This is a genomic window from Stutzerimonas kirkiae (genome assembly GCF_004327335.1).
Taxonomy (GTDB): domain Bacteria; phylum Pseudomonadota; class Gammaproteobacteria; order Pseudomonadales; family Pseudomonadaceae; genus Stutzerimonas; species Stutzerimonas kirkiae.
The window spans coordinates 98,462-121,480 of the sequence record NZ_QJUO01000009.1 but is presented as its reverse complement, the minus strand read 5'-3'; the positions used below and the strand labels follow the sequence as shown (position 1 = coordinate 121,480).

Genomic DNA, 23,019 nt, shown 5'->3' with positions numbered 1-23,019 from the left:
TACTTGGCGCAGGCGCCGCTCATGAATCAATGGACTGGGCTGCTGACAGCGCCCGCACCGGGGCACTTGCGTGGCTTGGGGTTCCAGCTCAATCAGCAGGGTGTTTTCAGCTACGGGGCGAGAGGCGGCGACTTCGTAGCCTGGCCAGAAAGCGGCAAGATCAATAGGATGCATGGCGACAGCAGGGGCAGGTGAAGGGTGTGTTTGGCGACTGCCAATTTACCTGCTTCCCTGCCTGTCAACTCGCTCTTCCCCCAGAGTCCGCGAAGAACCAAAAAAATTGCAAGCCTTGATCCGGCCGAAGAGGTCAACTGCGCCGACAAGGCGCGTCTGATGCCCGGGGCGAGGCATCACAATAAATTGGCGGACCTGTTGCTGGTCGCGGGCCTGGCATGCAGCGCGTTCTATTACCAGTGCCAAGCGATCCAGCGCGCCGACCAGCAAAGCGTCATGGAGGCCAGGATCCGCACGGTCTATGATTAGCACAAAGGCCGCTACGGCTGCAGACGGATCACGGCAACGCTACGCAATTCGATGGCGGAACGGGTCAACGCACAAGTGCGTGCAGCGTCTGATGCAGAAGATGGGGCAGCGCGCGTTGATTCGGGCGAAGAGGCGCTCTTGGCATGAGCGATGCGCACGTGCCCAGCGTTCTGCAGCGCGACTTCTGCGCGACGGCGCCAAACCAGAAGTGGGCGACTGATGTCACCGAATTCAATGTGAATGGCCACAAGCTCTATCTGTCGGCCTGCATGGACCTGTACAGCGGCGCAGATCGTCGCGTACCGCATGGCAAGGCGTCCGATCTTCGAGCCGGTTTCCGGCGCGCTCGAGGCAGAGCTTGCGCGGCCCAGGTGCTCGGACTAAGGCTGGCACTACAAGATGCTTCCCTACCGAGCGATGCTCGCTAGTCATGGAGTCAAGCAAAGCATGAGCCGCAAGGGCAACTGCTTTGACAACGCGGCGATTGAGAGCTTCTTCGGCACACTGAAGTCCGAGTATTTCCATCTCGAAGCACCCAAAAGCATTGATGCGCTCGAATTGGGCGTGGATGATTACGTCCACTACTACAACCGCGAGCGCATCAAGCTCGGGCTGAGGGTCTCAGTCCGGTAGAGTACCCATTGAGGAGCACCGCCTGATCGGCGGAATCGTGACAGTCCAACTTATGGGGGGCAGTTCAACGACGGGGTGGTTCACTTTTCCGACAGGCTATGCGCCTGGAAACAAAAAGCCCTGAAAACTCGTTGGTTTTCAGGGCTTTAGCGTATCTGTCTGGCGGTGAAGGAGGGATTCGAACCCTCGATACGGTTTCCCGTATACACACTTTCCAGGCGTGCTCCTTCAACCGCTCGGACACTTCACCGGATCTCGTGCAGAAGGTCGTGTCTGCCGAGGCGCGCTAATGTATCCGAAGAGAATCGGGTTGGCAAACTTTTTTAGCTTTTTCATGCGCTTAACTTGGTCGCCGTGGCGAGCCGTGGTGTCTTGGCGTGACCGGGTGGTCAGTCTCGGCGCTTTACCTGTGGGGCGTTTGCTGGGTAACGTCAGGGAAATCGAAGCGAGGAGCGTCCGCCATGAGTGAACTGGTTGCCTATCGTCTGGAGGATGGCGTTGCCACTCTGACGTTGAACAACGGTAGGGTCAACGCCTTGTCGCCGGCGGTGTTCGATGAGTTGAATGCCGCGCTGGACCGTGCCGAGCAAGACCGGGCGGTGGTTGTGCTACGTGGGCAACCCGGGGTGCTTTCGGGAGGTTATGACCTCAAGGTGATGAACGCCGGGCCGCAGCAGGCGGTGGCCCTGGTGACCCGGGGGTCGTCTTTCAGTCGGCGTCTGCTGGCGCATCCTTATCCGGTGGTGGTGGCCTGTTCCGGGCATGCCATCGCCAAGGGGGCTTTCCTGCTGCTTTCAGGCGATTACCGTATCGGTGTCGATGGGGCGTTCCGCATCGGCCTGAACGAAGTGCAGATCGGTATGACCATGCACCAGGCGGGGATAGAACTGGCGCGTGACCGTTTGCGCGGATCGGCATTCCAGCGTGCGGTGATCAATGCCGAACTGTTCGAGCCACGGACAGCGCTCGAGGCTGGCTTTTTCGATCGCCTGGTGCCGGTCGGGGATTTCGAGGATGCGGTGCGTGAAGCTGCCGCCCAATTGAAAGGGCTGAACATGCTCGCCCACCGCAATACCAAGCTGAAGGTACGCCAGGCGTTGCTGGAGGCACTGGACCAGGCCATCGAACTGGATCAGCGGCATCTTGGCTGATGTCTTCGCTGCACCGTGGCCTCTATAAGGATTGGCCGCCGCTGATTTTTCCAGGTTTTTTGGCATTCTATTGGGCTCTGCCGCATCGCATCATGTAACCACACTGGCTTACACTAGAGCCTGTTGCCGTTTCGTCGCGACCGCGACAATGTAGCTCGCTGCGAAATGGCAACAGACCCTGGGCAGTCCTGTGTTGCGTCGATCCTGTATCCGCCGCATGGGGAAATGCCTTGTCCTGCCGCGCCCTGAAGCCGGGGCGTGGCTCTCTTCGTTCCATTCCGTGCCGCATCGCAGGAGAATTCCGATGTCTGCCCCGCACACTCCGGTGTCACGTTCCGATTTCGATCAGGTCATCGTTCCCACATTTGCCCCCGCCTCCTTCATTCCGGTGCGAGGCGAAGGGTCGCGAGTCTGGGACCAGACTGGGCGAGAATTGATCGATCTGTCCGGTGGTATCGCGGTCAACTCCCTGGGGCATGCTCATCCGAAGCTGATAGAGGCGCTGTCCGAGCAGGCGGGCAAGCTCTGGCATATTTCCAATATTTTTACCAATGAGCCGGCCTTGCGCCTGGCCAGGAAGCTGGTGGATGCGACCTTTGCCGACCGGGTGTTCTTCAGTAACTCGGGTGCCGAGGCGAACGAGGCAGCTTTCAAGCTGGCGCGGCGTTATGCCCGCGATGTGTACGGTCCGGAGAAGTTCGAGATCATCTCGGCCTTGAACAGTTTCCATGGCCGCACATTGTTCACCGTCAGTGTCGCTGGCCAGCCCAAGTACTCGGATGGCTTCGGGCCGAAGATCGAAGGTATCACCCATGTGCCTTTCAATGATCTGGCGGCGTTGGAGGGCGCGATATCCGAGAAGACCTGCGCCGTGGTGCTGGAGCCGATCCAGGGCGAGAGCGGTATCCTGCCCGCGGAGCAGGCCTATCTGGAAGGGGCGCGCCGCCTGTGCGACCAGTATGGCGCGCTGTTGATATTCGACGAAGTGCAGACCGGTGTCGGTCGTACCGGCGCCCTGTACGACTATATGCATTACGGTGTGACGCCGGACATTCTGACCAGTGCCAAGGGCCTGGGCGGTGGTTTTCCGATTGGCGCCACGCTGGCGACGGACAAGGTGGCCAGGCACTTCAGCGTTGGCACCCATGGCAGTACCTTCGGCGGCAATCCGCTGGCGTGCGCGGTTGCCGAGGCGGTGCTGGATGTGGTCAACACTCCGCAAGTGCTGGCTGGTGTGCGCGAAAAGCACGAGCGATTCAAGGCTCGCCTGCTGTCGATTGGCCAGTGTTACGGCCTGTTCAGCCAGGTGCGCGGTCGTGGCCTGCTGATCGGCTGCGTGCTGGACGCGGCGTGGAAGGGCCGCGCTGGCGAGGTTTTCACGGCTGCTGAACGCGAAGCGCTGATGGTGCTGCAGGCTGGCCCGGATGTGGTGCGTCTGGCGCCGAGCCTGTTGATCGAGGACGCCGATATCGATGAAGGGCTGGCGCGTTTCGAACGGGCCGTGGCCAGCCTGGCCAAGGCCTGATCGCGGTAAATATCGAATAAAAGGGCGGCGGGGTATTCCCCGCCGTTTTTCATATGAGTCGAGGGTAAGAAGATGAGCGATAGCCTGAAACTGGTTCTGGAAGATGTGGACGGTACCCAGTTGGAGACTTCCTGCACGCGCTTCGCCGTGATCTGGCAGGGGCGCGAGGTGTGGATCCAACAGGTCGGTAACAATCAGTTGATGATCGGTGTCGATGTCGAGGAGGGTGATAGCGAATACGCCAATCTGCTGCTGCGGCCCCTGGCGACCAACCTGGTCAGCCTGGAGCTGGAAATGGAACCGGTGGATGAGGGCGGGCATGTCCACGGGCCGGATTGCGGCCACGATCACTGAGCCGAACTGGCTACGTAGCCTCGCATGAGCCTTCCGCCTGTGTCCGCCTCTTGCATGCGCCCGAGTACCCTGCATCTGCCGCAGGGGCCATGGAGTACCGTGCTGGATTGCCTGTGCGCGCACTTTCCCGCCATTCCCCGCGATGTCTGGCTCGATCGCATGGCCCGCGGGCGGGTGCAGGATGCCGAGGGGCGGGCGCTGGGTGTCGGGCATCCCTACCGGGTCGGTATGCGTGTGCACTATTTCCGGGAGGTCGCCGAGGAGCCGCTGATCCCTTTCCGCGAGTCCGTGCTGTATGTCGATGAGCATCTGCTGGTGGCCGACAAGCCGCATTTCCTGCCGGTGATGCCGGCGGGCGAGTATGTGCAGGAAACCTTGCTGGCACGGCTGTGCAAGCGTCTTGGTAATCAGGATCTGGTGCCTTTGCACCGTATCGACCGCCTGACGGCGGGGCTCGTGTTGTTTTCCACCAATCCGCAAAGCCGAGGGCGTTACCAGGCCCTGTTCCGGCAGCGGCGTATCCACAAGGTCTACGAAGCGATCTGTCCGGCCCTGCCTGGGCAGTCCTTGCCGATGCATCTGCATGTGCGCATGGTGCCAGGCGAGCCCTTTTTCCTGATGCGCACGGAGGAAGGCGAAGCGAACAGTGAAACGCGCATCGAGGTGATCGAACGGCGCGCCGACCTGTGGCGTTATGCGCTGTATCCGATCACCGGGCGAAAGCACCAGTTACGCTTGCATATGGCCAGCCTGGGAGCTGGCATCTGCAATGATCCCTTCTATCCCCATCTGCTCGAGCGTTCCAGACGGCAAGCGGATGATTACCGGCGGCCACTCAAGCTGCTGGCTCGGCGCCTGGTGTTCGATGATCCGCTCAGCGGTGAACGCCGCAGCTTTTCCAGCGGCCAGGATCTGGACTGGTAGCGTTTGCGTGGATGACTCGTGGGAGCGCCTGGGCTCCCGCGAGCTGCCTGTGCGCTGTCAGATATCCCAGACCAGGTTGACCGAGAAGTTGCGCCCAGGCTGGGTCAGCCGGTCGAGGTTGGCGGGGGCCAGGAAGCCGGCCTCGCCAGTGCTGTCGTAGCCGCGCACATCGTCCCACAGCCAGTATTTCTTGTCGGTCAGGTTGTAGATGCCGGCGTTCAGCGTCAGCGCCTCGCTGAGCTGGTAGTAGCCGCTCAGGTCGAGGATACCGAAGCCGGGTGTGCGGAACCGGGTGCTGCCATCGGCCGCATGGTAGGTCTCGTCATCGACGCGGTTCTTGCGCTTGACCAGGGTCCAGTTGAGGAGGGCGCCGTAGCGGCCATCTACCTGGTCATAGCCGAGCCCGAAGACTCCGGTAAGCGGATTGACGCTGTTCAGCGGCTGGTTATTGTCCTCATTCTCGCCCCTGGCGTAAGCGACCGAGCCCTGGCCATAAAGCCCCTGCGGCAGCCCGAGTGCGGCCAGTTGCAGGCGGGCCTTGGCTTCCGCCCCCTTGATGGTGGCCTTGTCGATATTGCTGGCCTGGAAGGTGGCATAGTTACTGCCGCCGCCCAGGGAGTCCTCTTCGATGAAGTCGCGGTAGCGGTTATGGAACAGTGCCAGGCTGAAATTACCCTGCTCGAACTTGCCGCGCAGGCCCAGTTCCAGGCTCTTGCTGGTTTCCGGGTCGAGAGACGAATTGCCGATTACGCGGTAGCCGGCGCTTTCGTTGGTGAAGCTGCCGTAGAGAGCCTTGGCCGTGGGAGTGCGGAAGCCCTCGGCATACTGGCCGTAGAGGCTGTAATTGTGGTTGAAGTCATAGGTGATGCCCAGTTTGGGCGAGACGCTGTGCCAGGATTTCTTGCGCAGGTCCACTTCGTCGGCCGCGCTGACGGTCGACAGATAGGCCTCGGTGCCCTTCGGGTCGAGGGTTTCGTGGTCGTAGCGCACGCCGGGCAGGAAGGTCCAGGCGCCGTAGCGGATCTGGTCCTGGGCGTACAGGGCACGGTTTTTCACCTTGGGATCGGGGAAGTCGCTTTCATACAGGGCATTACCGCTTCCCACACGCAGGCCTTCGATCTTGCTGCGGCTATAGCTCAGGCCGTAGGTCAACTGATGCTCCGCGCGCCCCAGAGCGAAGGATTTGTCGAACTGGTTATCCAACTGCCAGGTACGCTCCTGGTAGGTGGTCTTGCGATAGCGGCTGCTGTTGCTGTTGGGTTGGTAGGTGCGCTGGTCGGTGCCGGCGTTCTGGTAGCTCAGGCGCAGCGACCAGTCGTCGGCCAGGGCCGAGCCGAGGGCGAGACGGTTTTCCAGGCTGAAGCGTTCGCGTTCGATCACATCCTTGACGTTGCGTCCGAGGTAGGCCTGGGTCGGCCAGCCGAAGAGGGACGTTGGTGCGCTTCTGATATCGCCGTCCAGTGTCGAGTGGAAATGCTCGTAGGCCAGTTTCAGCCTGTTGTCCTCGCCATAGTGGTATCCGAGCTTGGCCAGGACGTTATGGCTGTCGTTGTCTTCCGGGTTGGCCTTGCTGCGCGACAGGCCGTTGCCGCCGACGCTGCCCTGGCTTTCGGTTTCCTCGCCGCTGCGTTTGCTGTAATGCAGCAGGGCATCGAAATCGCCCTGGCGCCCCGCGACCGTGGCGGAGGTCAGCCAGCTTTCGTCGGCGGAACTGTAGCCCAGCTTCAGGCGCGCGCCGTGGTCCTGGCCATCCTTGATGATGTCCTGCGGGTCCAGGGTGAAATAACTGACCGCGCCACCGATGGCGTTACTGCCATACAGCGCCGAGGCAGGGCCGCGAAGGATTTCCACGCGCTTGATGATGTCCGGGTCGACATAGTTGCGCCGGGTATTGGCGTAGGGGCCGAAGGCATAGGCATCGGGGATTCCCACGCCGTCGATCTGGGTCAGGATGCGATTGCCGTCGATACCGCGGATATTGTATCCGCTGGTTCCCGATGAGTGCCCGGTGCCTCCGACTGATACTCCCGGCTCATGGCGGACCAGGTCCTTGATGGTGTTGACGTTCTGTTTATCCAGGCGCTCCTGTTCATGAACCGTTACGGTACTTGGCACGCTGTCGATATTCTGCTCGGTGCGGGTGGCGCTGACGGTGGTCTGTTCCAATTGGAGCGTTTGACCGGCCGATGCCAGTGCCGGGCTCAGCAGCAGCAGTGAGAGGAAGGATTTGAGTGGAAAGGGTGGGATGGTCGACATGTGCTTTTCCTTGATCGCTTCATGAACGGGTGGCTTATTCGATAATGGTAATTCCTGTCATTTGTTGTTGATTGATAATTAGTGTTAAGAATTATTAATGATTCTGTAACTTTTCGGGATGCCGGCTTTGCCTGCGCAAAACGGATATGCTTTGCCAATCGTCGAACGCGTCCAGTCAAGGAGTAACAGGTGAATCCAGAAGTGAACCACAATGCCCGTGTGTTGCTGCTCAGGGAGTACCGGGGCGTGCTGTCCACCCAGTCGAAAGCGATGCCCGGCTTTCCCTTCGGCTCCGCCGTGCCCTATTGCCTCGACGAGCAGGGCTGGCCGTTGATCCTGATCAGCCGGATCGCCCAGCATACGCGCAACCTGCAGGCCGACCCGCGCTGCTCGCTGCTGGTGGGCGAGCGCGATGCCGATGACGTGCAGGCCGCTGGCCGGCTGACACTGCTGGCTGAGGCGAAGAAGCTGGAGGACGGGCAGGCGATCGAGGCGGCTTCGCAGCGTTACTACCGCTACTTCCCCGAGTCACGGGACTATCATCAGGCCCACGATTTCGATTTCTGGCATCTGCAGCCCGTGCGCTGGCGTTATATCGGTGGTTTCGGCGCCATCCACTGGCTGGATGGCGTCGAGCGGGCCAACCCTTTCGCTGCCAGTGCGCAGGCGCCGGGAGCCGAAGACAGCATGATCGAGCATATGAACGGCGACCACCGCGATGCCATCGCGCATTACCTGGAGCTGGCCGGCCTGCCCGCCGAGCCGCCTGCCTGCATGGTGGGCATCGACAGCGAGGGCTGCCATTTGCGCCAGGGCAGGCAATTGCACTGGCTGCCGTTCGCGCAGGCGTGCGCGACTCCGCTGGAGGTCCGGCAGGCGCTGGTCGCCCTGGCCAGGGCCAGCAGCCTGTAGGTGGGCACTGGGTTGCCTGTCGTGGGGTAGTGGCGAACTCCAGGGTACGAATAATCCGGTTACAGGCTTGGCTTGAATTCATCGCGGCCCGGCGTCATCTACTGGAAAAGCCGCTCTACCAAGGAATCACCGATGCGCATCTTTTTCCTGCTGTTTCTTCTGTTTCCACTTGCCGAGCTGGCGGTGCTGATCAAGGTCGGCAGCTCCATCGGGGTGTTGGCGACCATCCTGTTGCTGATCCTGTCGGGAATGGCGGGTGTCCTGGTGATGCGTCTGGCCGGTTTCGCCACCGCCTGGCGCATGCGCGAGCGCATGGCGCGAGGCGAACTGCCCGAGAAGGAGATGCTGCAGGGGGCACTGCTGGCGGTTGCCGGCGGTCTGCTGATCCTGCCGGGGTTCATCAGCGACCTGATCGCGCTGTTGATTCTGTTGCCGTTCACCCGGCGTATGCTGCTGAACGCCTTCCAGCGCCGGGTCGAGGAGCAGGCCAGCCGCCAGCGGGCATCCGCCGACGATCTCAGGCAGCGCGAGGCGGGGCAGAAGCCGAATGTCATCGAGGGCGAATGGGAGCGTCGTGACTCCTGAAGGGTGATGGCGCTACGGCGCCATTTTCATTAGTAATGAAAAAATCTCGCCCGGCTCACTTGAAATACGTTTGTCCGCCCACATCTAGCGTACACCGCAAGGTTGCTGTCCGCCGCGACAGCCCATCTTCTGCGGCCTGCCAGGGCAGACCGCAACCGGCACTGCCGGATTTGCTAACCCGCCGATGATGACATCGGCATGGAACAACTCAATTGGGAGAAATCGACAATGGCTCTTCGTCCTCTGTATGACCGCGTCGTAGTCCGCCGCAGCGAAGAAGAAAACAAGACCGCTGGTGGCATCGTGCTGCCCGGTTCCGCTGCTGAAAAACCGAATCGTGGCGAGGTTGTCGCTGTGGGCACTGGTCGTGTTCTGGAAAACGGTGAAGTGCGTCCGCTGGCCGTCAAGGTCGGTGACAAGGTCGTGTTCGGCCCTTACTCCGGCAGCAACACCGTAAAAGACAATGGTGAAGACCTGCTGGTGCTGAACGAGAGCGAGATCCTCGCTGTCGTCGAAGCCTGATCCTGTTTATCCCACACTAATCATCAAGAATTGAGGAAAAATCGACATGGCTGCTAAAGAAGTCAAATTTGGCGATTCCGCTCGCAAGAAACTGCTGGTCGGTGTGAACACCCTGGCTGACGCGGTCAAGGCCACCCTCGGCCCGAAAGGCCGTAACGTGGTACTGGAGCGCAGCTTCGGTGCCCCGTTGATCACCAAAGACGGTGTATCGGTGGCCAAGGAAATCGAGCTGAAAGACAAATTCGAGAACATCGGCGCGCAACTGGTCAAGGACGTTGCCTCCAAGGCCAACGACGCTGCCGGTGACGGTACTACCACCGCCACGGTTCTGGCCCAGGCCATCGTCACCGAAGGCCTCAAGTCCGTTGCTGCCGGCCTCAACCCGATGGACCTCAAGCGTGGTATCGACAAGGCCACCGCCGCCATCGTCGCCGAGCTGAAGAACCTGGCCAAGCCGTGCACCGACACCAAGGCGATCGCCCAGGTCGGCACCATCTCCGCCAACTCCGATGACTCCATCGGCAACATCATTGCCGAAGCCATGGAGAAAGTCGGCAAGGAAGGCGTGATCACCGTCGAGGAAGGCTCGGGCCTGGAGAACGAACTGTCCGTCGTCGAAGGCATGCAGTTCGACCGTGGCTACCTGTCGCCGTACTTCATCAACAAGCCCGACACCATGGTCGCCGAGCTGGAAAGCCCGTTGCTGCTGCTGGTCGACAAGAAGATCTCCAACATCCGCGAGCTGCTGCCGGTTCTGGAAGCCGTTGCCAAGTCCGGTCGTCCGCTGCTGATCGTGGCCGAGGATGTCGAGGGCGAGGCCCTGGCTACCCTGGTGGTCAACAACATGCGCGGTATCGTCAAGGTCGCCGCCGTCAAGGCGCCTGGCTTCGGTGATCGTCGCAAGGCCATGCTGCAGGACATCGCCATCCTCACCGGTGGTACCGTGATTTCCGAGGAAGTCGGCCTGAGCCTGGAAACCACCACCCTGGAGCACCTGGGTAACGCCAAGCGCGTCGTGCTGAACAAGGAAAACACCACCATCATCGACGGTGCCGGCCAGCAGGCCGATATCGAGGCCCGCGTTGCGCAGATCCGCAAGCAGGTCGACGAGACCACCTCCGACTACGACAAGGAAAAACTGCAGGAGCGCCTGGCCAAGCTGGCTGGCGGTGTTGCGGTGATCAAGGTTGGCGCTGCCACCGAAGTCGAGATGAAAGAGAAGAAGGCTCGCGTCGAAGACGCCCTGCACGCGACCCGTGCCGCGGTCGAGGAAGGCGTGGTGCCTGGCGGTGGTGTGGCCCTGGTGCGCGCACTGGACGCCATCAAGGACCTGAAAGGTATCAACGAAGAGCAGAACGCCGGTATCAGCATCCTGCGTCGTGCGGTCGAAGCGCCGCTGCGCCAGATCGTCAGCAACGCCGGTGACGAAGCTTCCGTGGTCCTGGACAAGGTCAAGTCCGGCACTGGCAACTATGGCTACAACGCTGCCACTGGCGAGTACGGCGACCTGATCGAGTTCGGTATCATCGACCCGGCCAAGGTTACCCGTAGCGCCCTGCAGGCCGCCGCTTCCATCGCTGGCCTGCTGATCACCACCGAGGCCATCGTTGCCGAGCTGCCGGAAGACAAGCCGTCCGCTCCCGCGATGCCTGACATGGGTGGCATGGGCGGTATGGGCGGCTTCTGACCCCATACCTGCTGCAAGAAAAACCCCGCGCTTGTCGCGGGGTTTTTCGTTGTGGCCGATGATGAAAACGCCTTGGTGTTGCGCAAGGGCGCTGGTGCAAGGCTTTATGCGTTTGTGGTGTGTGCGCCGAATCGCCCGAGAAAAACGTCGACCGCCTGCCGTACCCAGCGCTCCATTTGCTCGGCGGATGGCCGGGCGGACGGGTGCATCAGGCATTCCAGTTGCCCTTCGGCGCGGACCAGGCTGATGAACAGCGAGGCGGCGGCTTCGACACCCAGCGGGTGGATATCGATTTCCCTGGCCTGGGCAGCTTCGCTCAGGTGTTCGGCCACCATCGAGGTGACGGTCCTGGGGCCGGCCAGGTAGAAGCACCGTCCCGCAGTGGGGAAGCGCGGGGACTCGGCGACCACGACGCGGAACAATGCCAGCCCGCTATCCGAAAGAACGATATCGAGATAGGCCGTGGCTATGTCAGTCAGCGTCCTGGCGATATCGCCGGGAGCTGTCCGTATTGCCTGGATGGTCGAGGCCATCCTGGCGCATTGCCGTTCGATCACTGCCGTGAACATGGCTTCCTTGCCAGGGAAGAGGCTGTATAGCGTCGCCTTCGAAACGCCGGACTCGCGCTGGATCATGTCCGTGGTCGCGGCGCTGAAGCCGTGCGTCAGGAACACGGAGGTGGCGGCCTCCAGGATCGAGAGCGATTTGTCATGGCGATCGGTGGGGCTGGATTGGGGCATGGCGTGCTCTGGGAAAGGTTTACCGGAGTATACCGATCGGTTCTTTACATGACAAAAACCACTGGCGGGACTCTCTGGCTCGTACAGATCAATACCATGGATTTTGACGAGGGCACGTCTTTCATCTACAGTACCGATCGGTACTGCCAGGGCTGAAGCCTCCTGTCCGCCTGGGCAGGCGCTGGTACTCCCTTCGTTCGAGGATCGACATGAATCGTACTGCAGCATGCGGGGCACAGCGCCTTGCCGCCAGGCTAGTACCCGTGCTGCTGTCGTTGCTGGCGGGCTGCGTCAGTCTGCCTTCCGCCCGACCGCCTTCGATGGGGCCGGCAGAGGCGGCACTAGGTTCCCGCGCGGCCATCGTTGCAACCCAGCCCGCATTGAGTGATGCGCCGGTGCCGGTGCAGTGGTGGAGGTTGTTCAATGATTCCACGCTGCTGGCCCTGGAGGAGGAAGTGGCGGGCAACCTGGACCTGCAGGCGGGGGTACTGCGCATCGAGGAAAGCCGGGCGCAACTCGGCCTGGCCAGCGCTGCCCGCCACCCACATTTGTCCGCGGATGCGGGTTACTCGCGGTCCGGCATCAGCAGGAATTCGGGGATGTACCAGCTCGGGCAGCCGGCGGAGGGCACCAGCACCTGGTCCCTGGGCCTGCAGGCCGACTGGGAAGTGGATTTCTGGGGGCGCCTGCGCTATCTCGACGAATCCGCCCAGGCCAGCCTGGATGCCGCCTACTACGGTTGGGATGCGTTGCAGGTCTCGGTCAGTGCTGAAGTGGCGCGCGGCTATCTGCTGCTGCGTGGGGTGCAGGCGCAGGCGGCGCTGGTCGAGGACAACCTGCGGATCGCCGAGGAACTGCTGGGCATGGCCGAAAGCCGCGAGCGCAACGGTGTCGCCAGCCGCTTCGACGCCGCCTCGGCGCGCGCCGACGTGGCTGTGGTCGAGGCGCGGCTGGTGCAGTTGCAGCACCAGCGCGATGCCTCGATGAATGCGCTGGCGTTACTGCTCGGCAAGCTGCCACGGGAGCTGGACGGGCGCTTGGTCGCGGCGGGGCTACCACCGATGCCCGAACGCCTGCCCCTCGGCATTCCCTCCGAGATCGCCCGGCAGCGGCCCGATATCCTGCAGGCCGAGGCCCGCTTGCGCGCGGCGCTCGCCGACATCGGCGCGGCCAAGGCCGACTTCTATCCGCGTATCAGCCTGACTGGCAGTCTCGGGGCCCAGGCCTTCCGCCTGTCCGACCTGGGCAGTTGGGATTCCCGGCGCTTTTCGATAGGGCCGACACTGTACCTGCCGATCTTCGATGGCGGGCGGCTCAAGAGCAACCTGGCCCTGAGCGAGGCTCGCCACCGCCTGGCGGGTATCGCCTATCGGCAGACCGTGTTGCGTGCCTGGCACGAGGTGGATGACGCACTGGGTGCCTATGCCAGCGAGTTGAAGCGGCACCAGCGGTTACAGTCCGCCTTGGAGCAGAACAGGATGGCCCTGGCCGTGGCGCAGCGTTCCTACCAGGAAGGTTCGGCGGACTTCACCGTGGTGCTGGTGGCCCGGCGCACCCTGTTGAACAACCAGTCCGAACTGGCCGACTGTGCGACCGCTTCCGCGCTCGCGGTGGTATCGCTGTACCGCGCGCTTGGGGGCGGTTGGTCGGCGCAACTGCAGGAAACGGCGACGCCCGGGGCTTCCTCATGAGTACGGCGGCTGCCGCTCCGCCCGCCGGGGCGCCGCCACAACCGGTGTTCAATGGGCGTCTGGCGGTAGGGCTGCTGGGTGTGTTGCTGGCGGCGATGATGGCCGGCCTGAGCAATCGCGTACCGGCGCTGGTCCTGGTCGATGTCCAGGGTGGCCTGGGCTTTGCCCGGGATGATCTCGCCTGGCTCACCACGGCGTTTTCCGCCGGGGAGCTGGCGGCCATGCCGTTCGCCGCCTGGTTCGCCATCACTTTCTCTATGCGGCGTTTCCACCTGACCTTGCTGGCACTGGCGCTCAGCCTGTCGGCCATACTGCCGCTGGTGCGGGATATGCATCTGCTGCTGGCATTGCGTCTCTTGCACGGGCTCTGCGCCGGTGCGCTGATTCCGATCCTGATGATGGCGGCCCTGCGCTTCCTGCCGGCATCGGTTCGTCTGCATGGCCTGGCGCTGTTCGCCATGACCGCCACCCTCTCGCCCAATGTCGCGCTGTGGCTGGCGGCACTGGCGGTGGATCACCTGGAAGACTGGCGCTGGGTCTACTGGCTGGTCATCCCGCTGGGCCTGCTGGCGATGGCCATGGTCGCCTGGGGCATTCCGCCGATGCCGCTGGCGCTGGCGCGGCTGAAGCAGGCCAACTGGTTCGGCATGCTGCTCGGCGCACCCGGGTTGATGCTGCTGGTGGTGGGTATCGACCAGGGGGTGCGCCTGGACTGGTTTCAGTCTTCCTTGATCGTTGTCGCACTGGGGCTTGGTGCCATTTTCAGCGGCCTGTTCCTGCTCAGCGAATGGCTCCATCCCGCGCCGTTCGTGCGGCTGGAGCTGCTGAAGCGCCGCAATGTCTGGCTGGGTTTCATTACCCTGGCGGTGATGCTGGTGACCATGTCCAGCGCCGTTGTCCTGCCGGCCAATGTGCTGGGCGGCCTGCAGGGCTTTCGCATGCAGCAAAGCGCATCGCTGGGCCTGCTGGTCGGCTTGCCGCAACTGCTGCTGGGCTCCTGCGTGGCGCTGCTGCTGTACCAGCGCCGGGTCGATGCGCGGCATGTGCTCGCCAGCGGAATGGCCTGCATGGCGGTGGCTTGCTGGCTGGCTTCGGGCATCACCGAGGAATGGATGGTGCGGCAGTTTCTCTGGCCCACACTGTTGCATATGATCGGCCAGCCACTGGCCATGGTCGCCATGCTGTTCCTGATGGTCAGTGTGGTGCAGCCCATGGAGGGGCCGTTCATGGCCGGGATGGTCAACATCGTGCGCGTGCTCAGCACTATCCTCGGCGGGGCGTTCATCGGCCAGTTGACGGCGCTGCGCAGCCGTTTCCATTTCGAGGGGTTGCGCGACCAGGCGGGCAACCTGTTGCCGCAGTGGACGGCCTTCGGCACCGAGCCGGGCACCCTGGCCGAGACCTTCGCCCGGCAAGCCAGTGTCCTGGCCGCAGCCGATGTCTATCGGCTGATCGGCCTGCTGGCGCTGTTGTCGATCCCGTTGATTCTGAAGCTCCAGTACATTCCGGCACCCGTGGTGCCGCGACCGCTCCAACCCATGCCCGCGCCCACTCCGGCCGGTGCGATTTCATGAGCCTCGATATATGCCTGTCATGACCACGAATCTCCGCTCCCGCATTGTGATCGGCGGGGTCGCCGTACTTGCCCTGGTTGGCGCCTTCCTGCTGCTGAACCGGTCGGAGTCCGCTGCATCCCGGCAGAGCACCGACGACGCCTATGTCCGGGCGGACTTCACGGTGATCGTCCCGCAGGTCTCCGGCATCATCACCGAGGTCGCGGTGGAGGATAACCAGGAAATCGAAGCCGGGGCGCCGCTGTTGCGCATCGACGAGCGTGAGCTGGCTATCGCCGTGGCCAATGCGCAGGCGCATGTGGTTGCCGCCCAGGCCGCCATCGACAGCCTGGAGGCGCAGATCGAGCGCCAGCGCAGCCTTATTCAGCAGGCGCGGGCAGCGATTGCCGCTGCCGAGGCAAACCTGAAACTGGCCGGGGCCGAACGCAGGCGTTTCGCCAACCTGGCCCGTGATGGCTCGGGGACATTGCAGGCGCAGCAGCAGGCCGAGGCACAATGGGCGATCCAGCGTGCCGCCCGTGAGCGTGATCTCGCCAGCCTGCAGTCCACCGAGCAACAGACCGCGGTTCTGCTGGCGGAGCTGGAAGGTGCGCGCGGGGGCTTGCTGGCCGCGCAAGCGGAAAAGGCCGCTGCGCAGTTGGATCTGTCCCGGGCACGGCTGGTCGCGCCGGTCGGCGGTGTGGTTGCCCAGCGCCGGGCCCGCGTCGGTGGCTATGCCCGTGCCGGGGAACCGCTGCTGACCCTGGTGCCGCTGGACAAGGTCTATATCGAAGCCAATTTCCGGGAGACGCAACTCACCCGCGTGCAGGTTGGCCAGCCGGTCGAGATCCTCGTGGATGCGTTGCCCGGCGTCCGCCTCAAGGGGCATGTCGAAAGTCTGGGGGCGGCCAGTGGTGCGAGCTTCTCGACAGTGCCGCCGCACAATGCGACCGGCAACTTCACCAAGATCGTGCAGCGCCTGCCGGTTCGTATCCAGGTGGACGCGGGCCAGGAGCAGGCGCGCCGGCTGCGTGTCGGCATGTCCGTGCGCCCGAGCATTGATGTAGACGCCAGGGGCTCCCAGGCGTTGCAGTATCCTGCCGATACTCCACGGGCGACGTTGTAAGCCCACCACGCATTCCAGCAGTCCCGGAGAACGATATGCATGGCTACCAGGTCACTTTCTTCACCCAGCAGGAACGCATGCACAAGCATCGGCCGCTGGCCCAGTGGCTGCTCGAAGAGGTGCGGCGGCTCGGCCTGCGCGGCGCGACCTTGAATGGTTCGATAGGCGGATTGGGCCACGACGGCGCGATCCATGCCATCAACCTGTTCGATGTATCGGACCAGCCCGTGCAGGTGACGCTGGTCGTCACCGCCGAAGAGTCGCAACGCCTTTTCGAATACCTGCAGCAGGAGCGGGTGCAACTGTTCTATGTGAAGGTCGCCGCGGAATTCGGCACCCTGGGATGTCCCCCGGAAGCCCCGGCGGCCGACCCGAGCGCTGCCTGAGCCGTTCATCTACCCTGTCTGGAGAGCCTATGAAACAGCATCGCTACCGCATTACTGTCGAACACCTTGCCGATGCGCAGGGCGATCCTTCTGCCTACGATCAGCCATTGCGTTTCGAAGTGGGCAACCATGACGACATCTTCGCTATCGTCGAACGCAGCCGTGGACGCGCCGACCTGGACGAATCCAGCGCGACAGCCTTGGCCGTGGGGCTGAAGCTGTTCGGCGAAGTCATGCTGGAGCATCGGGACCACACGCTGTTCCAGGCTTTTGCCCCGCATTTTCGTGATTTCATGAAAACCCTGAAAAAGGGCGGTGACGATCACTGACTCGCCACCTTGGGGCTGGCGCAAGGCTCCATTGCGAAAAATGGTTGGAAACGTCGCCAATCTGCTGATCCATATGGAGTTTATTCCGGCTCAGGGTCATTTCAGGCGCAGTGTCAAGGATTTTTCTCGAGGTTTTTTCAGCCATTCGTCGAGTAAAAATGCTACGCGACATATTTCGGGTCTAGTCTCTGGGTTCTCTTGGCAATTCCAATCAATGGGTTGCGGCATGAATCTGAACCTGATCCAAGCTTTTTCGACCTCGGCGCTGCTGGCTTTGGCGGCGCTGCTGCTCTATGTCTGTGTCTATTCCTGGAATGAGCCGCTGCCCCAGGTGTTGTCGTTCGGCAGCATGCAACTGGACTACTGCCCGCTACCCGCTGGCGGGCGTATAGGGCACCGCTCGGCCAGCGCCGATGACGATGGCCTGTTGCTGTTCATGTTCGGCCTGTCGCAGGGGCGCGCTGGCCTCTGAGAGCCATACAAAATGCTTGTGTGTTCGATAGCCCCGCTGTCGTTGCAGGAATTGACAAGGGAGTGACGCATTGCCTGCGTCCTGTGCAATCTCCAGGGATGGAGTGAATGCCGCAAGCCCGTCGGGCGCGGCCTGGCCGGGGGCGATTTATCGCGACAACGCGGCTTGCGACGAAATGGCAACAGCCCTGGCGGTAGGCACACCATCGCCAATCCAGCGGACGTACAGAGCAACGCCACCGGCAGGTGGCGTTGCGGTCGGGGTCAGCTCAGGAAGTCGCCGACATGCAGCAGCTTCATGGTGTTGGTGCCGCCGGTGCCGTGATAGCTGTCACCCTTGGTCAGGATGACCCAGTCGCCCGGTTCCACCACGCCACGCTTGAGCAACTCGTCCACCGCGGTCTGGCTGACTTTTTCCGCCGGCAGGGCCGCTGCCTCGAAAGGTACCGTCTGCACGCCACGGAACAGCGCGACCCGCGCCTGGCTCTCGCGATAGGGGGTGAAGGCGAAGATCGGCACCGAGGAGCGGATGCGCGACATGATCAGCGGGGTGTAGCCGCTTTCGGTCAGGCTGATGATGGCCTTGACGCCGGGGAAGTGGTTGGCCGTGTACATCGCCGCGAGGGCGGTGCTTTCGTCGCAGCGGCTGAAACTCTGGCCGAGGCGATGGCCGGAGCGGGTGCTGGTCGGGTGTTTTTCCGCGCCGACGCAGACCCGGGCCATGGCGGCGATGGCTTCCACCGGATAATCGCCGGCGGCGCTTTCCGCCGAGAGCATCACCGCATCGGTGTAGTCGAGCACGGCGTTGGCCACGTCGGATACTTCGGCGCGGGTGGGCATCGGGCTGTGGATCATCGACTCCATCATCTGTGTGGCGGTGATCACCACTTTGTTGTGGCGGCGCGAGTGCAGGATGATCTTCTTCTGGATGCCGACCAGTTCGGCATCGCCGATTTCCACGCCCAGGTCGCCACGCGCGACCATCACGCCGTCGCTGGCGCGGATCAGCGCGTCCAGGGATTCATCGTTGGCCACGGCTTCGGCGCGCTCGATCTTGGCGATCAGCCAGGCGCTGGAGCCCGCTTCGTCACGCAGGCGGCGCGCCAGTTCCATGTCGGCGGCATCGCGGGGGAAGGATACGGCCAGGTAGTCCAGGTCGAGCTCGGCGGCGACCTTGATGTCGGCCTTGTCCTTGGCGGTCAGTGCGGGGGCGGTGAGGCCGCCGCCACGGCGGTTGATGCCCTTGTGGTCGGACAGCGGGCCGCCGATCAGCACGACGCAATGCAGTTCATCGGCAGTGGTGCTTTCGACGCGCATGACCACGCGGCCATCGTCCAGCAGCAGTTCGTCGCCGACCCGGCAGTCCTTGACCAGATCCGGGTAGTCGATGCCGACCACTTCCTGGGTGCCGGCATCGCGCGGGTGGGTGACCGAGAAGCGGAAGTTGTCGCCTTCCTTGAGTTCGATGCGCTTGTCGCGGAATTTGGCGATGCGGATCTTCGGGCCTTGCAGGTCGCCGAGCAGGGCGACGAAGCGGCCATGGCGGGCGGCGATTTCGCGTACCAGGGTGGCGCGTGCGCGGTGCTCATCGGGGGTGCCATGGGAGAAGTTCAGGCGGGCCACATCCAGGCCGGCGAGGATCATCTTTTCCAGCACTTCCTCTGAACTGCTGGATGGGCCGAGGGTTGCGACGATTTTGGTGCGACGCGAGATCATGCAATGGCTCCTTGGTTTCTGGTTGCCCGAGGCTACTATGCCGCCGCGTTGTAGTCATCGTTACGCGCCACTACTCTTTTGTGGCCTGCCATCCCTGGCGGCTGCCCCCGGCATGCTAAAGAGCCGTGCAGAGCGCTGGAAGGCTCGAGGCTGAACGAGGGAGTGTGGCTGCCGGCGTTTTCGTCCAGCTTTCCGGGCTCCAGCGTCTTTGTGAATGCGGGCAAGATGCGATCACTCCGCTCCCCATGGGACATCGCGGGGCGATGTCAAAAATTGCTCCAGGCAATTCTTTGCCGCTGCAGTTTTATCGCCGCTGGCCGATAATCCGGCATCGGAGGAGATATCCATGCGTGTATTGACCATTGTGTGTGCGGCGTTGCTGGTCACCGGTTGCGGGCGCTCGGCCCTGGACCGTTCGCTCGACAGCGCCTATGGCTTTTATGAACAGGGCGACTGCGGACAAGCGACGCTGGAGTTGTCCAGGGCCGAGCGGCTGAGCCGTTCCAGGAGCTACCTGCAGCCGGAGATCTCCCTGTTGCGTGGCCAGTGCCTGGAGCGCCAGGGGTTGTTCGTCGATGCGGTGGAGACCTACCAGTTCATCGTCGCCCGCTATCCGGTCAGTGAGTACGCCTACCGCGCCCGTGCCCGCCTGGAAACGCTGCGTCAGCTCGGGCATCACGTCGCCGCCAAGTGATACCGCCGGCCTTCGGGCGGCACCCGCTCCGATATGAGCGCAATCGCAGATAGGCGCGGCAGGGATTGCCGCCACCGCCACCGCCACCGCCGCCGCTGCAATTCATGGTGCATGCATGTCCACGACACGCTCGGCATGGCCTGTCGTATTCGCTTCCTGCGGGCCTGTCCAGGCAAAGTGTCTACAATCTCTTCTCTTTCCTGTTTATCTGGGCGCCCGTCGGCAGCCTTTTTGCGGTCTTTTTTAATTGAAAATCATTGGCGATAAGTGGGGTTTCCCAGGTTTTATGCGGGTTGCATGGCTTTCCAAATGATTTTAGCCATATTGCTATTAACCTAAGGTCTTAGATGGATTGTCGACAATCACTCGGTTTTGAAATTGACCGGGCTGGTTCTTGTGGTTAGATTCCCCATGAACTATTTATGGTTGTAGACAATCATGCTTGAGCTACCTGTAGAGCCGAACCTGGATAGCGGGACACTTTCCGAGCACGTGTTCCGGCAGATACAGACGGCCATCGTCAAGGGCCATATCAAGCCCGGCAGCAAGATATCCGAACCCGAGCTGGCGCGAACCTACGGCATCAGCCGCGGGCCGCTACGCGAGGCGATCCATCGCCTGGAAGGGCAGAAGCTGCTGGTTCGTGTGCCGCATGTCGGTGCGCGGGTGGTTTCGCTGAGCCATGCGGAGCTGATCGAGCTGTACGAAATCCGCGAGTCCCTGGAAGGCATGGCCTGCCGCCTGGCGGCGCAGCGCATGAGTGAGGCGGATATCGACGAGCTGCGCCTTATCCTCAGTGCCCATGAGCGCGACGAAGCCTTCCTGGCCGGCGTCGGCTATTACCAGCAGGAAGGCGATTTCGACTTCCACTACAAGATCATCCAGGGCAGCGGCAACCGGACGCTGACGCAGATGCTGTGTGGCGAGCTGTACCAACTGGTGCGCATGTACCGTATCCAGTTCTCTTCCGTACCCAATCGCCCCCGCCAGGCTTTCAACGAACACCATCGCATTCTCGAGGCCATCGCCGACCGTGACGGTGAACTGGCCGAACTGCTGATGCGCCGTCATATCGCGGCATCCAAGCGCAACATCGAGCGCCACTTCGCTGTCGCTCAAATCCAGAACCAACCAAAGAGAGGTGAGGCATGACCCTTCCCACAGCGGGCCAGCGTTTCCGCGATGCCCTGGCCAGTGAGTCGCCGTTGCAGGTGATCGGCGCCATCAACGCCAACCATGCACTGCTGGCCAGGCGCGCCGGCTTCAAGGCCATCTACCTGTCCGGTGGCGGTGTCGCCGCCGGCTCCCTTGGCCTGCCGGACCTGGGTATCAACACCCTGGATGACGTGCTGACCGACGTGCGGCGCATCACCGATGTCTGCGACCTGCCGCTGCTGGTGGACATCGACACCGGTTTCGGACCGAGCGCCTTCAACATCGAGCGTACGGTGAAGAACCTGATCAAGGCCGGCGCCGCCGCGGCGCATATCGAGGATCAGGTCGGGGCCAAGCGTTGCGGTCACCGTCCGGGCAAGGAGATCGTTTCCACCGAGGAGATGGTCGACCGCGTCAAGGCCGCAGCCGATGCGAAAACCGATCCGGCGTTCTTCCTGATCGCCCGCACCGACGCCATCCAGGCCGAGGGCGTGGATGCCGCCATCGAGCGCTCGCTGAAATACGTGGAGGCCGGCGCCGATGCCATCTTCGCCGAAGCCGCCTATGACCTGCCGACCTACAAGCGTTTCGTCGATGAGCTGAAGGTGCCGGTGCTGGCCAACATCACCGAGTTCGGCGCCACGCCGTTGTTCAGCCGTGAAGAGCTGGCCTCGGTCGGTGTCGCCATCCAGCTCTATCCGCTGTCGGCCTTCCGCGCCGCCAACAAGGCCGCCGAGGCGGTCTATACCGCGGTACGCCGCGATGGCCACCAGAAGGAGGTGATCGACCTGATGCAGAGCCGTGCCGAGTTGTATGACCGCATCGGCTACCACGCATTCGAGCAGAAGCTCGACGCCCTGTTCGCCCAGAAGAAAAGCTGAACCCTGGCGGGCACAGGTGGCAGCGGCCTGATCTGTCACCTCCGCCGGGCTTGTCGTTTCGCGCTATCCAGAATAAATCCAATAAGGAGAAAGCAATGGCTGAAGCAAAAGTATTGAGTGGCGCTGGCCTGCGTGGCCAGATCGCGGGTGAAACCGCATTGTGCACCGTCGGCAAGGAGGGCGCTGGTCTGACTTACCGTGGTTACGACGTGCGTGAGCTGGCGGCCAATTCGGATTTCGAAGAAGTGGCCTACCTGCTTTTCCATGGCGAACTGCCGAACCGCCGGCAATTGGCCGCCTATCAGCAAAAGCTCAAGAGCAAACGTGACTTGCCGGTGGCACTCAAGGAAGTGCTGGAACGCATCCCCGCCGATGCCCACCCTATGGATGTGATGCGCACCGGTGCCTCGGTGCTGGGAACGCTCGAGCCCGAGCACTCGTTCGAGCAGCAGCGCGAGGTGGCCGAGCGGCTGCTGGCGGTATTCCCGGCGATCCTCTGCTACTGGTATCGCTTCACCCATGACGGCGTGCGTATCGAGTGCACCAGCGACGAGGACACCATCGGCGGGCACTTCCTGCACCTGCTGCATGGCAAGGCGCCGAGCGAACTGCATCGCAAGGTGATGAACGTCTCGCTGATCCTCTACGCCGAGCACGAGTTCAATGCCTCGACCTTCACCGGCCGGGTCTGTGCCTCGACGCTGAGCGACCTGTACTCCTGTGTCACCGGCTCCATCGGCTCCCTGCGTGGCCCGCTGCATGGCGGTGCCAACGAGGCGGCGATGGAACTGATCGAGCGCTTCTCTTCCCCGCAGGAGGCGGTCAGCGAGTTGCTGGCGATGATCGAGCGCAAGGACAAGATCATGGGCTTCGGCCATGCCATCTACCGTGAGTCCGACCCACGCAACGAGGTGATCAAGCAGTGGGCGAAGAAGCTGGCCGAGGAGGCGGGCGATAGCGTGCTCTACCCGGTCTCGGAAGCCATCGACAAGACCATGTGGGAGCAGAAGAAGCTGTTCCCCAATGCCGACTTCTACCATGCCTCGGCTTACCACTTCATGGGCATTCCGACCAAGCTGTTCACGCCGATCTTCGTCTGTTCGCGAGTGACCGGCTGGACTGCCCATGTCTTCGAACAGCGCGCGAACAACCGCATCATCCGCCCGAGCGCCGACTACATCGGCGTCGAGCAGCGTGCGGTGCCGGAAATCGACAAGCGCTGAGAAGTGGCAAGGGGGCCGGGCT

Annotated in this window: 24 protein-coding genes, 1 tRNA gene and 1 pseudogene; 21 read left to right on the top strand and 5 right to left on the bottom strand. The window is 62.6% G+C overall.

Translation table 11 applies throughout. The features are described from left to right. Positions 1-174: pseudogene (locus DNJ95_RS19785) on the bottom strand (ISL3 family transposase); the annotation flags it as partial. Positions 175-204: 30 nt separating this feature from the next. On the opposite strand from DNJ95_RS19785, the gene DNJ95_RS19190 reads away from it, so the two are divergent. The 3 genes from DNJ95_RS19190 to DNJ95_RS19665 all read left to right on the top strand — a co-directional run bounded on the left by DNJ95_RS19190 (position 205) and on the right by DNJ95_RS19665 (position 1,116). Beyond that, on the top strand, positions 205-483 hold the full coding sequence (locus DNJ95_RS19190) for a hypothetical protein (RefSeq protein WP_165491607.1): 279 nt from the start codon (positions 205-207) through the stop codon (positions 481-483). A 143-nt stretch (positions 484-626) separates the two neighbouring features. After that, a complete protein-coding gene (locus DNJ95_RS19185; RefSeq protein WP_165491608.1) occupies positions 627-911 on the top strand; it encodes a hypothetical protein in 285 nt (94 codons plus the stop codon). Then, positions 883-1,116 (top strand): IS3 family transposase, encoded by a 234-nt coding sequence (locus tag DNJ95_RS19665; protein ID WP_131184092.1) that lies wholly within the window; start codon positions 883-885, stop codon positions 1,114-1,116. The genes DNJ95_RS19185 and DNJ95_RS19665 overlap by 29 nt, the downstream gene beginning before the upstream one ends. A 160-nt stretch (positions 1,117-1,276) precedes the next feature. Here the strand turns inward: DNJ95_RS19665 and DNJ95_RS07465 are convergent. Then, positions 1,277-1,366 (bottom strand) — tRNA-Ser (locus tag DNJ95_RS07465). Between the two features lie 211 nt (positions 1,367-1,577). Here DNJ95_RS07465 and DNJ95_RS07460 point away from each other — a divergent pair. The 4 genes from DNJ95_RS07460 to DNJ95_RS07445 all read left to right on the top strand — a co-directional run bounded on the left by DNJ95_RS07460 (position 1,578) and on the right by DNJ95_RS07445 (position 5,070). Then, positions 1,578-2,267: a crotonase/enoyl-CoA hydratase family protein gene (locus DNJ95_RS07460; RefSeq protein ID WP_131184091.1), complete on the top strand. Its 690-nt coding sequence runs from the start codon at positions 1,578-1,580 to the stop codon at positions 2,265-2,267. Between the two features lie 304 nt (positions 2,268-2,571). Continuing rightward, a complete protein-coding gene (locus DNJ95_RS07455; protein ID WP_131184090.1) occupies positions 2,572-3,792 on the top strand; it encodes an aspartate aminotransferase family protein in 1,221 nt (406 codons plus the stop codon). Between the two features lie 72 nt (positions 3,793-3,864). Continuing rightward, positions 3,865-4,146: a topoisomerase II gene (locus DNJ95_RS07450; protein WP_131184089.1), complete on the top strand. Its 282-nt coding sequence runs from the start codon at positions 3,865-3,867 to the stop codon at positions 4,144-4,146. Positions 4,147-4,170: 24 nt separating this feature from the next. Further along, positions 4,171-5,070 (top strand): pseudouridine synthase, encoded by a 900-nt coding sequence (locus DNJ95_RS07445; RefSeq protein WP_165491610.1) that lies wholly within the window; start codon positions 4,171-4,173, stop codon positions 5,068-5,070. A gap of 57 nt (positions 5,071-5,127) precedes the next feature. On the opposite strand, the gene DNJ95_RS07440 is transcribed toward DNJ95_RS07445, so the two are convergent. Next, entirely contained in the window at positions 5,128-7,326 is a 2,199-nt protein-coding gene (locus DNJ95_RS07440; protein WP_131184088.1) for a TonB-dependent hemoglobin/transferrin/lactoferrin family receptor, read from the bottom strand. A 189-nt stretch (positions 7,327-7,515) separates the two neighbouring features. On the opposite strand from DNJ95_RS07440, the gene DNJ95_RS07435 reads away from it, so the two are divergent. The 4 genes from DNJ95_RS07435 (at position 7,516) to groL (ending at position 11,032) form a co-directional block, all read left to right on the top strand. Further along, positions 7,516-8,238 carry a HugZ family pyridoxamine 5'-phosphate oxidase gene (locus tag DNJ95_RS07435; protein ID WP_131184087.1) on the top strand — a complete coding sequence of 241 codons (723 nt, stop codon included), beginning with the start codon at positions 7,516-7,518 and terminating at the stop codon, positions 8,236-8,238. A 132-nt stretch (positions 8,239-8,370) separates the two neighbouring features. Further along, on the top strand, positions 8,371-8,823 hold the full coding sequence (locus DNJ95_RS07430; protein ID WP_131184086.1) for an FxsA family protein: 453 nt from the start codon (positions 8,371-8,373) through the stop codon (positions 8,821-8,823). Between the two features lie 228 nt (positions 8,824-9,051). Further along, entirely contained in the window at positions 9,052-9,345 is a 294-nt protein-coding gene (locus DNJ95_RS07425) for a co-chaperone GroES (RefSeq protein ID WP_131184098.1), read from the top strand. A 46-nt stretch (positions 9,346-9,391) separates the two neighbouring features. Continuing rightward, positions 9,392-11,032 carry a chaperonin GroEL gene (groL, locus tag DNJ95_RS07420; RefSeq protein WP_131184085.1) on the top strand — a complete coding sequence of 547 codons (1,641 nt, stop codon included), beginning with the start codon at positions 9,392-9,394 and terminating at the stop codon, positions 11,030-11,032. A 104-nt stretch (positions 11,033-11,136) separates the two neighbouring features. Here groL and DNJ95_RS07415 read toward each other — a convergent pair whose 3' ends face one another. Beyond that, complete coding sequence (locus DNJ95_RS07415; protein ID WP_131184084.1) at positions 11,137-11,772, bottom strand: TetR/AcrR family transcriptional regulator; 636 nt, start codon at positions 11,770-11,772, stop codon at positions 11,137-11,139. A gap of 209 nt (positions 11,773-11,981) precedes the next feature. On the opposite strand from DNJ95_RS07415, the gene DNJ95_RS07410 reads away from it, so the two are divergent. The 6 genes from DNJ95_RS07410 to DNJ95_RS07385 all read left to right on the top strand — a co-directional run bounded on the left by DNJ95_RS07410 (position 11,982) and on the right by DNJ95_RS07385 (position 17,329). Beyond that, positions 11,982-13,463 carry an efflux transporter outer membrane subunit gene (locus tag DNJ95_RS07410; protein WP_131184083.1) on the top strand — a complete coding sequence of 494 codons (1,482 nt, stop codon included), beginning with the start codon at positions 11,982-11,984 and terminating at the stop codon, positions 13,461-13,463. After that, complete coding sequence (locus DNJ95_RS07405; protein ID WP_131184082.1) at positions 13,460-15,037, top strand: MFS transporter; 1,578 nt, start codon at positions 13,460-13,462, stop codon at positions 15,035-15,037. Before DNJ95_RS07410 ends, DNJ95_RS07405 begins: the two co-directional genes overlap by 4 nt. A gap of 19 nt (positions 15,038-15,056) precedes the next feature. Then, positions 15,057-16,142 (top strand): HlyD family secretion protein, encoded by a 1,086-nt coding sequence (locus DNJ95_RS07400; protein WP_131184081.1) that lies wholly within the window; start codon positions 15,057-15,059, stop codon positions 16,140-16,142. 35 nt (positions 16,143-16,177) lie between these two features. Beyond that, positions 16,178-16,528, top strand: a complete 351-nt coding sequence (locus tag DNJ95_RS07395) for a DUF190 domain-containing protein (protein WP_131184080.1) — start codon at positions 16,178-16,180, stop codon at positions 16,526-16,528. Between the two features lie 29 nt (positions 16,529-16,557). Further along, positions 16,558-16,857 carry a DUF3861 domain-containing protein gene (locus DNJ95_RS07390; RefSeq protein WP_131184079.1) on the top strand — a complete coding sequence of 100 codons (300 nt, stop codon included), beginning with the start codon at positions 16,558-16,560 and terminating at the stop codon, positions 16,855-16,857. Positions 16,858-17,083: 226 nt separating this feature from the next. After that, the gene (locus DNJ95_RS07385; RefSeq protein ID WP_131184078.1) at positions 17,084-17,329 is read left to right on the top strand and encodes a hypothetical protein; all 246 of its coding nucleotides are present in this window, start codon (positions 17,084-17,086) and stop codon (positions 17,327-17,329) included. Positions 17,330-17,592: 263 nt separating this feature from the next. Here DNJ95_RS07385 and pyk read toward each other — a convergent pair whose 3' ends face one another. After that, positions 17,593-19,044 carry a pyruvate kinase gene (pyk, locus tag DNJ95_RS07380; RefSeq protein WP_131184077.1) on the bottom strand — a complete coding sequence of 484 codons (1,452 nt, stop codon included), beginning with the start codon at positions 19,042-19,044 and terminating at the stop codon, positions 17,593-17,595. Between the two features lie 346 nt (positions 19,045-19,390). Here pyk and DNJ95_RS07375 point away from each other — a divergent pair, with 346 nt between their 5' ends. The 4 genes from DNJ95_RS07375 (at position 19,391) to prpC (ending at position 22,997) form a co-directional block, all read left to right on the top strand. Next, positions 19,391-19,738, top strand: a complete 348-nt coding sequence (locus tag DNJ95_RS07375; RefSeq protein WP_131184076.1) for a tetratricopeptide repeat protein — start codon at positions 19,391-19,393, stop codon at positions 19,736-19,738. Between the two features lie 438 nt (positions 19,739-20,176). Then, positions 20,177-20,890 (top strand): GntR family transcriptional regulator, encoded by a 714-nt coding sequence (locus tag DNJ95_RS07370; protein ID WP_131184075.1) that lies wholly within the window; start codon positions 20,177-20,179, stop codon positions 20,888-20,890. Next, on the top strand, positions 20,887-21,774 hold the full coding sequence (gene prpB, locus DNJ95_RS07365; RefSeq protein ID WP_131184074.1) for a methylisocitrate lyase: 888 nt from the start codon (positions 20,887-20,889) through the stop codon (positions 21,772-21,774). The genes DNJ95_RS07370 and prpB overlap by 4 nt, the downstream gene beginning before the upstream one ends. Positions 21,775-21,869: 95 nt before the next feature. Further along, the gene (gene prpC / locus DNJ95_RS07360) at positions 21,870-22,997 is read left to right on the top strand and encodes a bifunctional 2-methylcitrate synthase/citrate synthase (RefSeq protein WP_131184073.1); all 1,128 of its coding nucleotides are present in this window, start codon (positions 21,870-21,872) and stop codon (positions 22,995-22,997) included. Positions 22,998-23,019: the final 22 nt, after the last annotated feature.

What these genes read in the sequence shown, in the direction of transcription:
- DNJ95_RS19185 (WP_165491608.1), top strand. Translation starts at nt 627, where the DNA reads ATGAGCGATGCGCACGTGCCCAGCGTTCTGCAGCGCGACTTCTGCGCG.
- DNJ95_RS19665 (WP_131184092.1), top strand. Translation starts at nt 883, where the DNA reads ATGCTTCCCTACCGAGCGATGCTCGCTAGTCATGGAGTCAAGCAAAGC.
- DNJ95_RS07460 (WP_131184091.1), top strand. Translation starts at nt 1,578, where the DNA reads ATGAGTGAACTGGTTGCCTATCGTCTGGAGGATGGCGTTGCCACTCTG.
- DNJ95_RS07455 (WP_131184090.1), top strand. Translation starts at nt 2,572, where the DNA reads ATGTCTGCCCCGCACACTCCGGTGTCACGTTCCGATTTCGATCAGGTC.
- DNJ95_RS07450 (WP_131184089.1), top strand. Translation starts at nt 3,865, where the DNA reads ATGAGCGATAGCCTGAAACTGGTTCTGGAAGATGTGGACGGTACCCAG.
- DNJ95_RS07445 (WP_165491610.1), top strand. Translation starts at nt 4,171, where the DNA reads ATGAGCCTTCCGCCTGTGTCCGCCTCTTGCATGCGCCCGAGTACCCTG.
- DNJ95_RS07440 (WP_131184088.1), bottom strand. Translation starts at nt 7,326, where the DNA reads ATGTCGACCATCCCACCCTTTCCACTCAAATCCTTCCTCTCACTGCTG.
- DNJ95_RS07430 (WP_131184086.1), top strand. Translation starts at nt 8,371, where the DNA reads ATGCGCATCTTTTTCCTGCTGTTTCTTCTGTTTCCACTTGCCGAGCTG.
- DNJ95_RS07425 (WP_131184098.1), top strand. Translation starts at nt 9,052, where the DNA reads ATGGCTCTTCGTCCTCTGTATGACCGCGTCGTAGTCCGCCGCAGCGAA.
- groL (WP_131184085.1), top strand. Translation starts at nt 9,392, where the DNA reads ATGGCTGCTAAAGAAGTCAAATTTGGCGATTCCGCTCGCAAGAAACTG.
- DNJ95_RS07415 (WP_131184084.1), bottom strand. Translation starts at nt 11,772, where the DNA reads ATGCCCCAATCCAGCCCCACCGATCGCCATGACAAATCGCTCTCGATC.
- DNJ95_RS07410 (WP_131184083.1), top strand. Translation starts at nt 11,982, where the DNA reads ATGAATCGTACTGCAGCATGCGGGGCACAGCGCCTTGCCGCCAGGCTA.
- DNJ95_RS07405 (WP_131184082.1), top strand. Translation starts at nt 13,460, where the DNA reads ATGAGTACGGCGGCTGCCGCTCCGCCCGCCGGGGCGCCGCCACAACCG.
- DNJ95_RS07400 (WP_131184081.1), top strand. Translation starts at nt 15,057, where the DNA reads ATGACCACGAATCTCCGCTCCCGCATTGTGATCGGCGGGGTCGCCGTA.
- DNJ95_RS07395 (WP_131184080.1), top strand. Translation starts at nt 16,178, where the DNA reads ATGCATGGCTACCAGGTCACTTTCTTCACCCAGCAGGAACGCATGCAC.
- DNJ95_RS07390 (WP_131184079.1), top strand. Translation starts at nt 16,558, where the DNA reads ATGAAACAGCATCGCTACCGCATTACTGTCGAACACCTTGCCGATGCG.
- DNJ95_RS07385 (WP_131184078.1), top strand. Translation starts at nt 17,084, where the DNA reads ATGAATCTGAACCTGATCCAAGCTTTTTCGACCTCGGCGCTGCTGGCT.
- pyk (WP_131184077.1), bottom strand. Translation starts at nt 19,044, where the DNA reads ATGATCTCGCGTCGCACCAAAATCGTCGCAACCCTCGGCCCATCCAGC.
- DNJ95_RS07375 (WP_131184076.1), top strand. Translation starts at nt 19,391, where the DNA reads ATGCGTGTATTGACCATTGTGTGTGCGGCGTTGCTGGTCACCGGTTGC.
- DNJ95_RS07370 (WP_131184075.1), top strand. Translation starts at nt 20,177, where the DNA reads ATGCTTGAGCTACCTGTAGAGCCGAACCTGGATAGCGGGACACTTTCC.
- prpB (WP_131184074.1), top strand. Translation starts at nt 20,887, where the DNA reads ATGACCCTTCCCACAGCGGGCCAGCGTTTCCGCGATGCCCTGGCCAGT.
- prpC (WP_131184073.1), top strand. Translation starts at nt 21,870, where the DNA reads ATGGCTGAAGCAAAAGTATTGAGTGGCGCTGGCCTGCGTGGCCAGATC.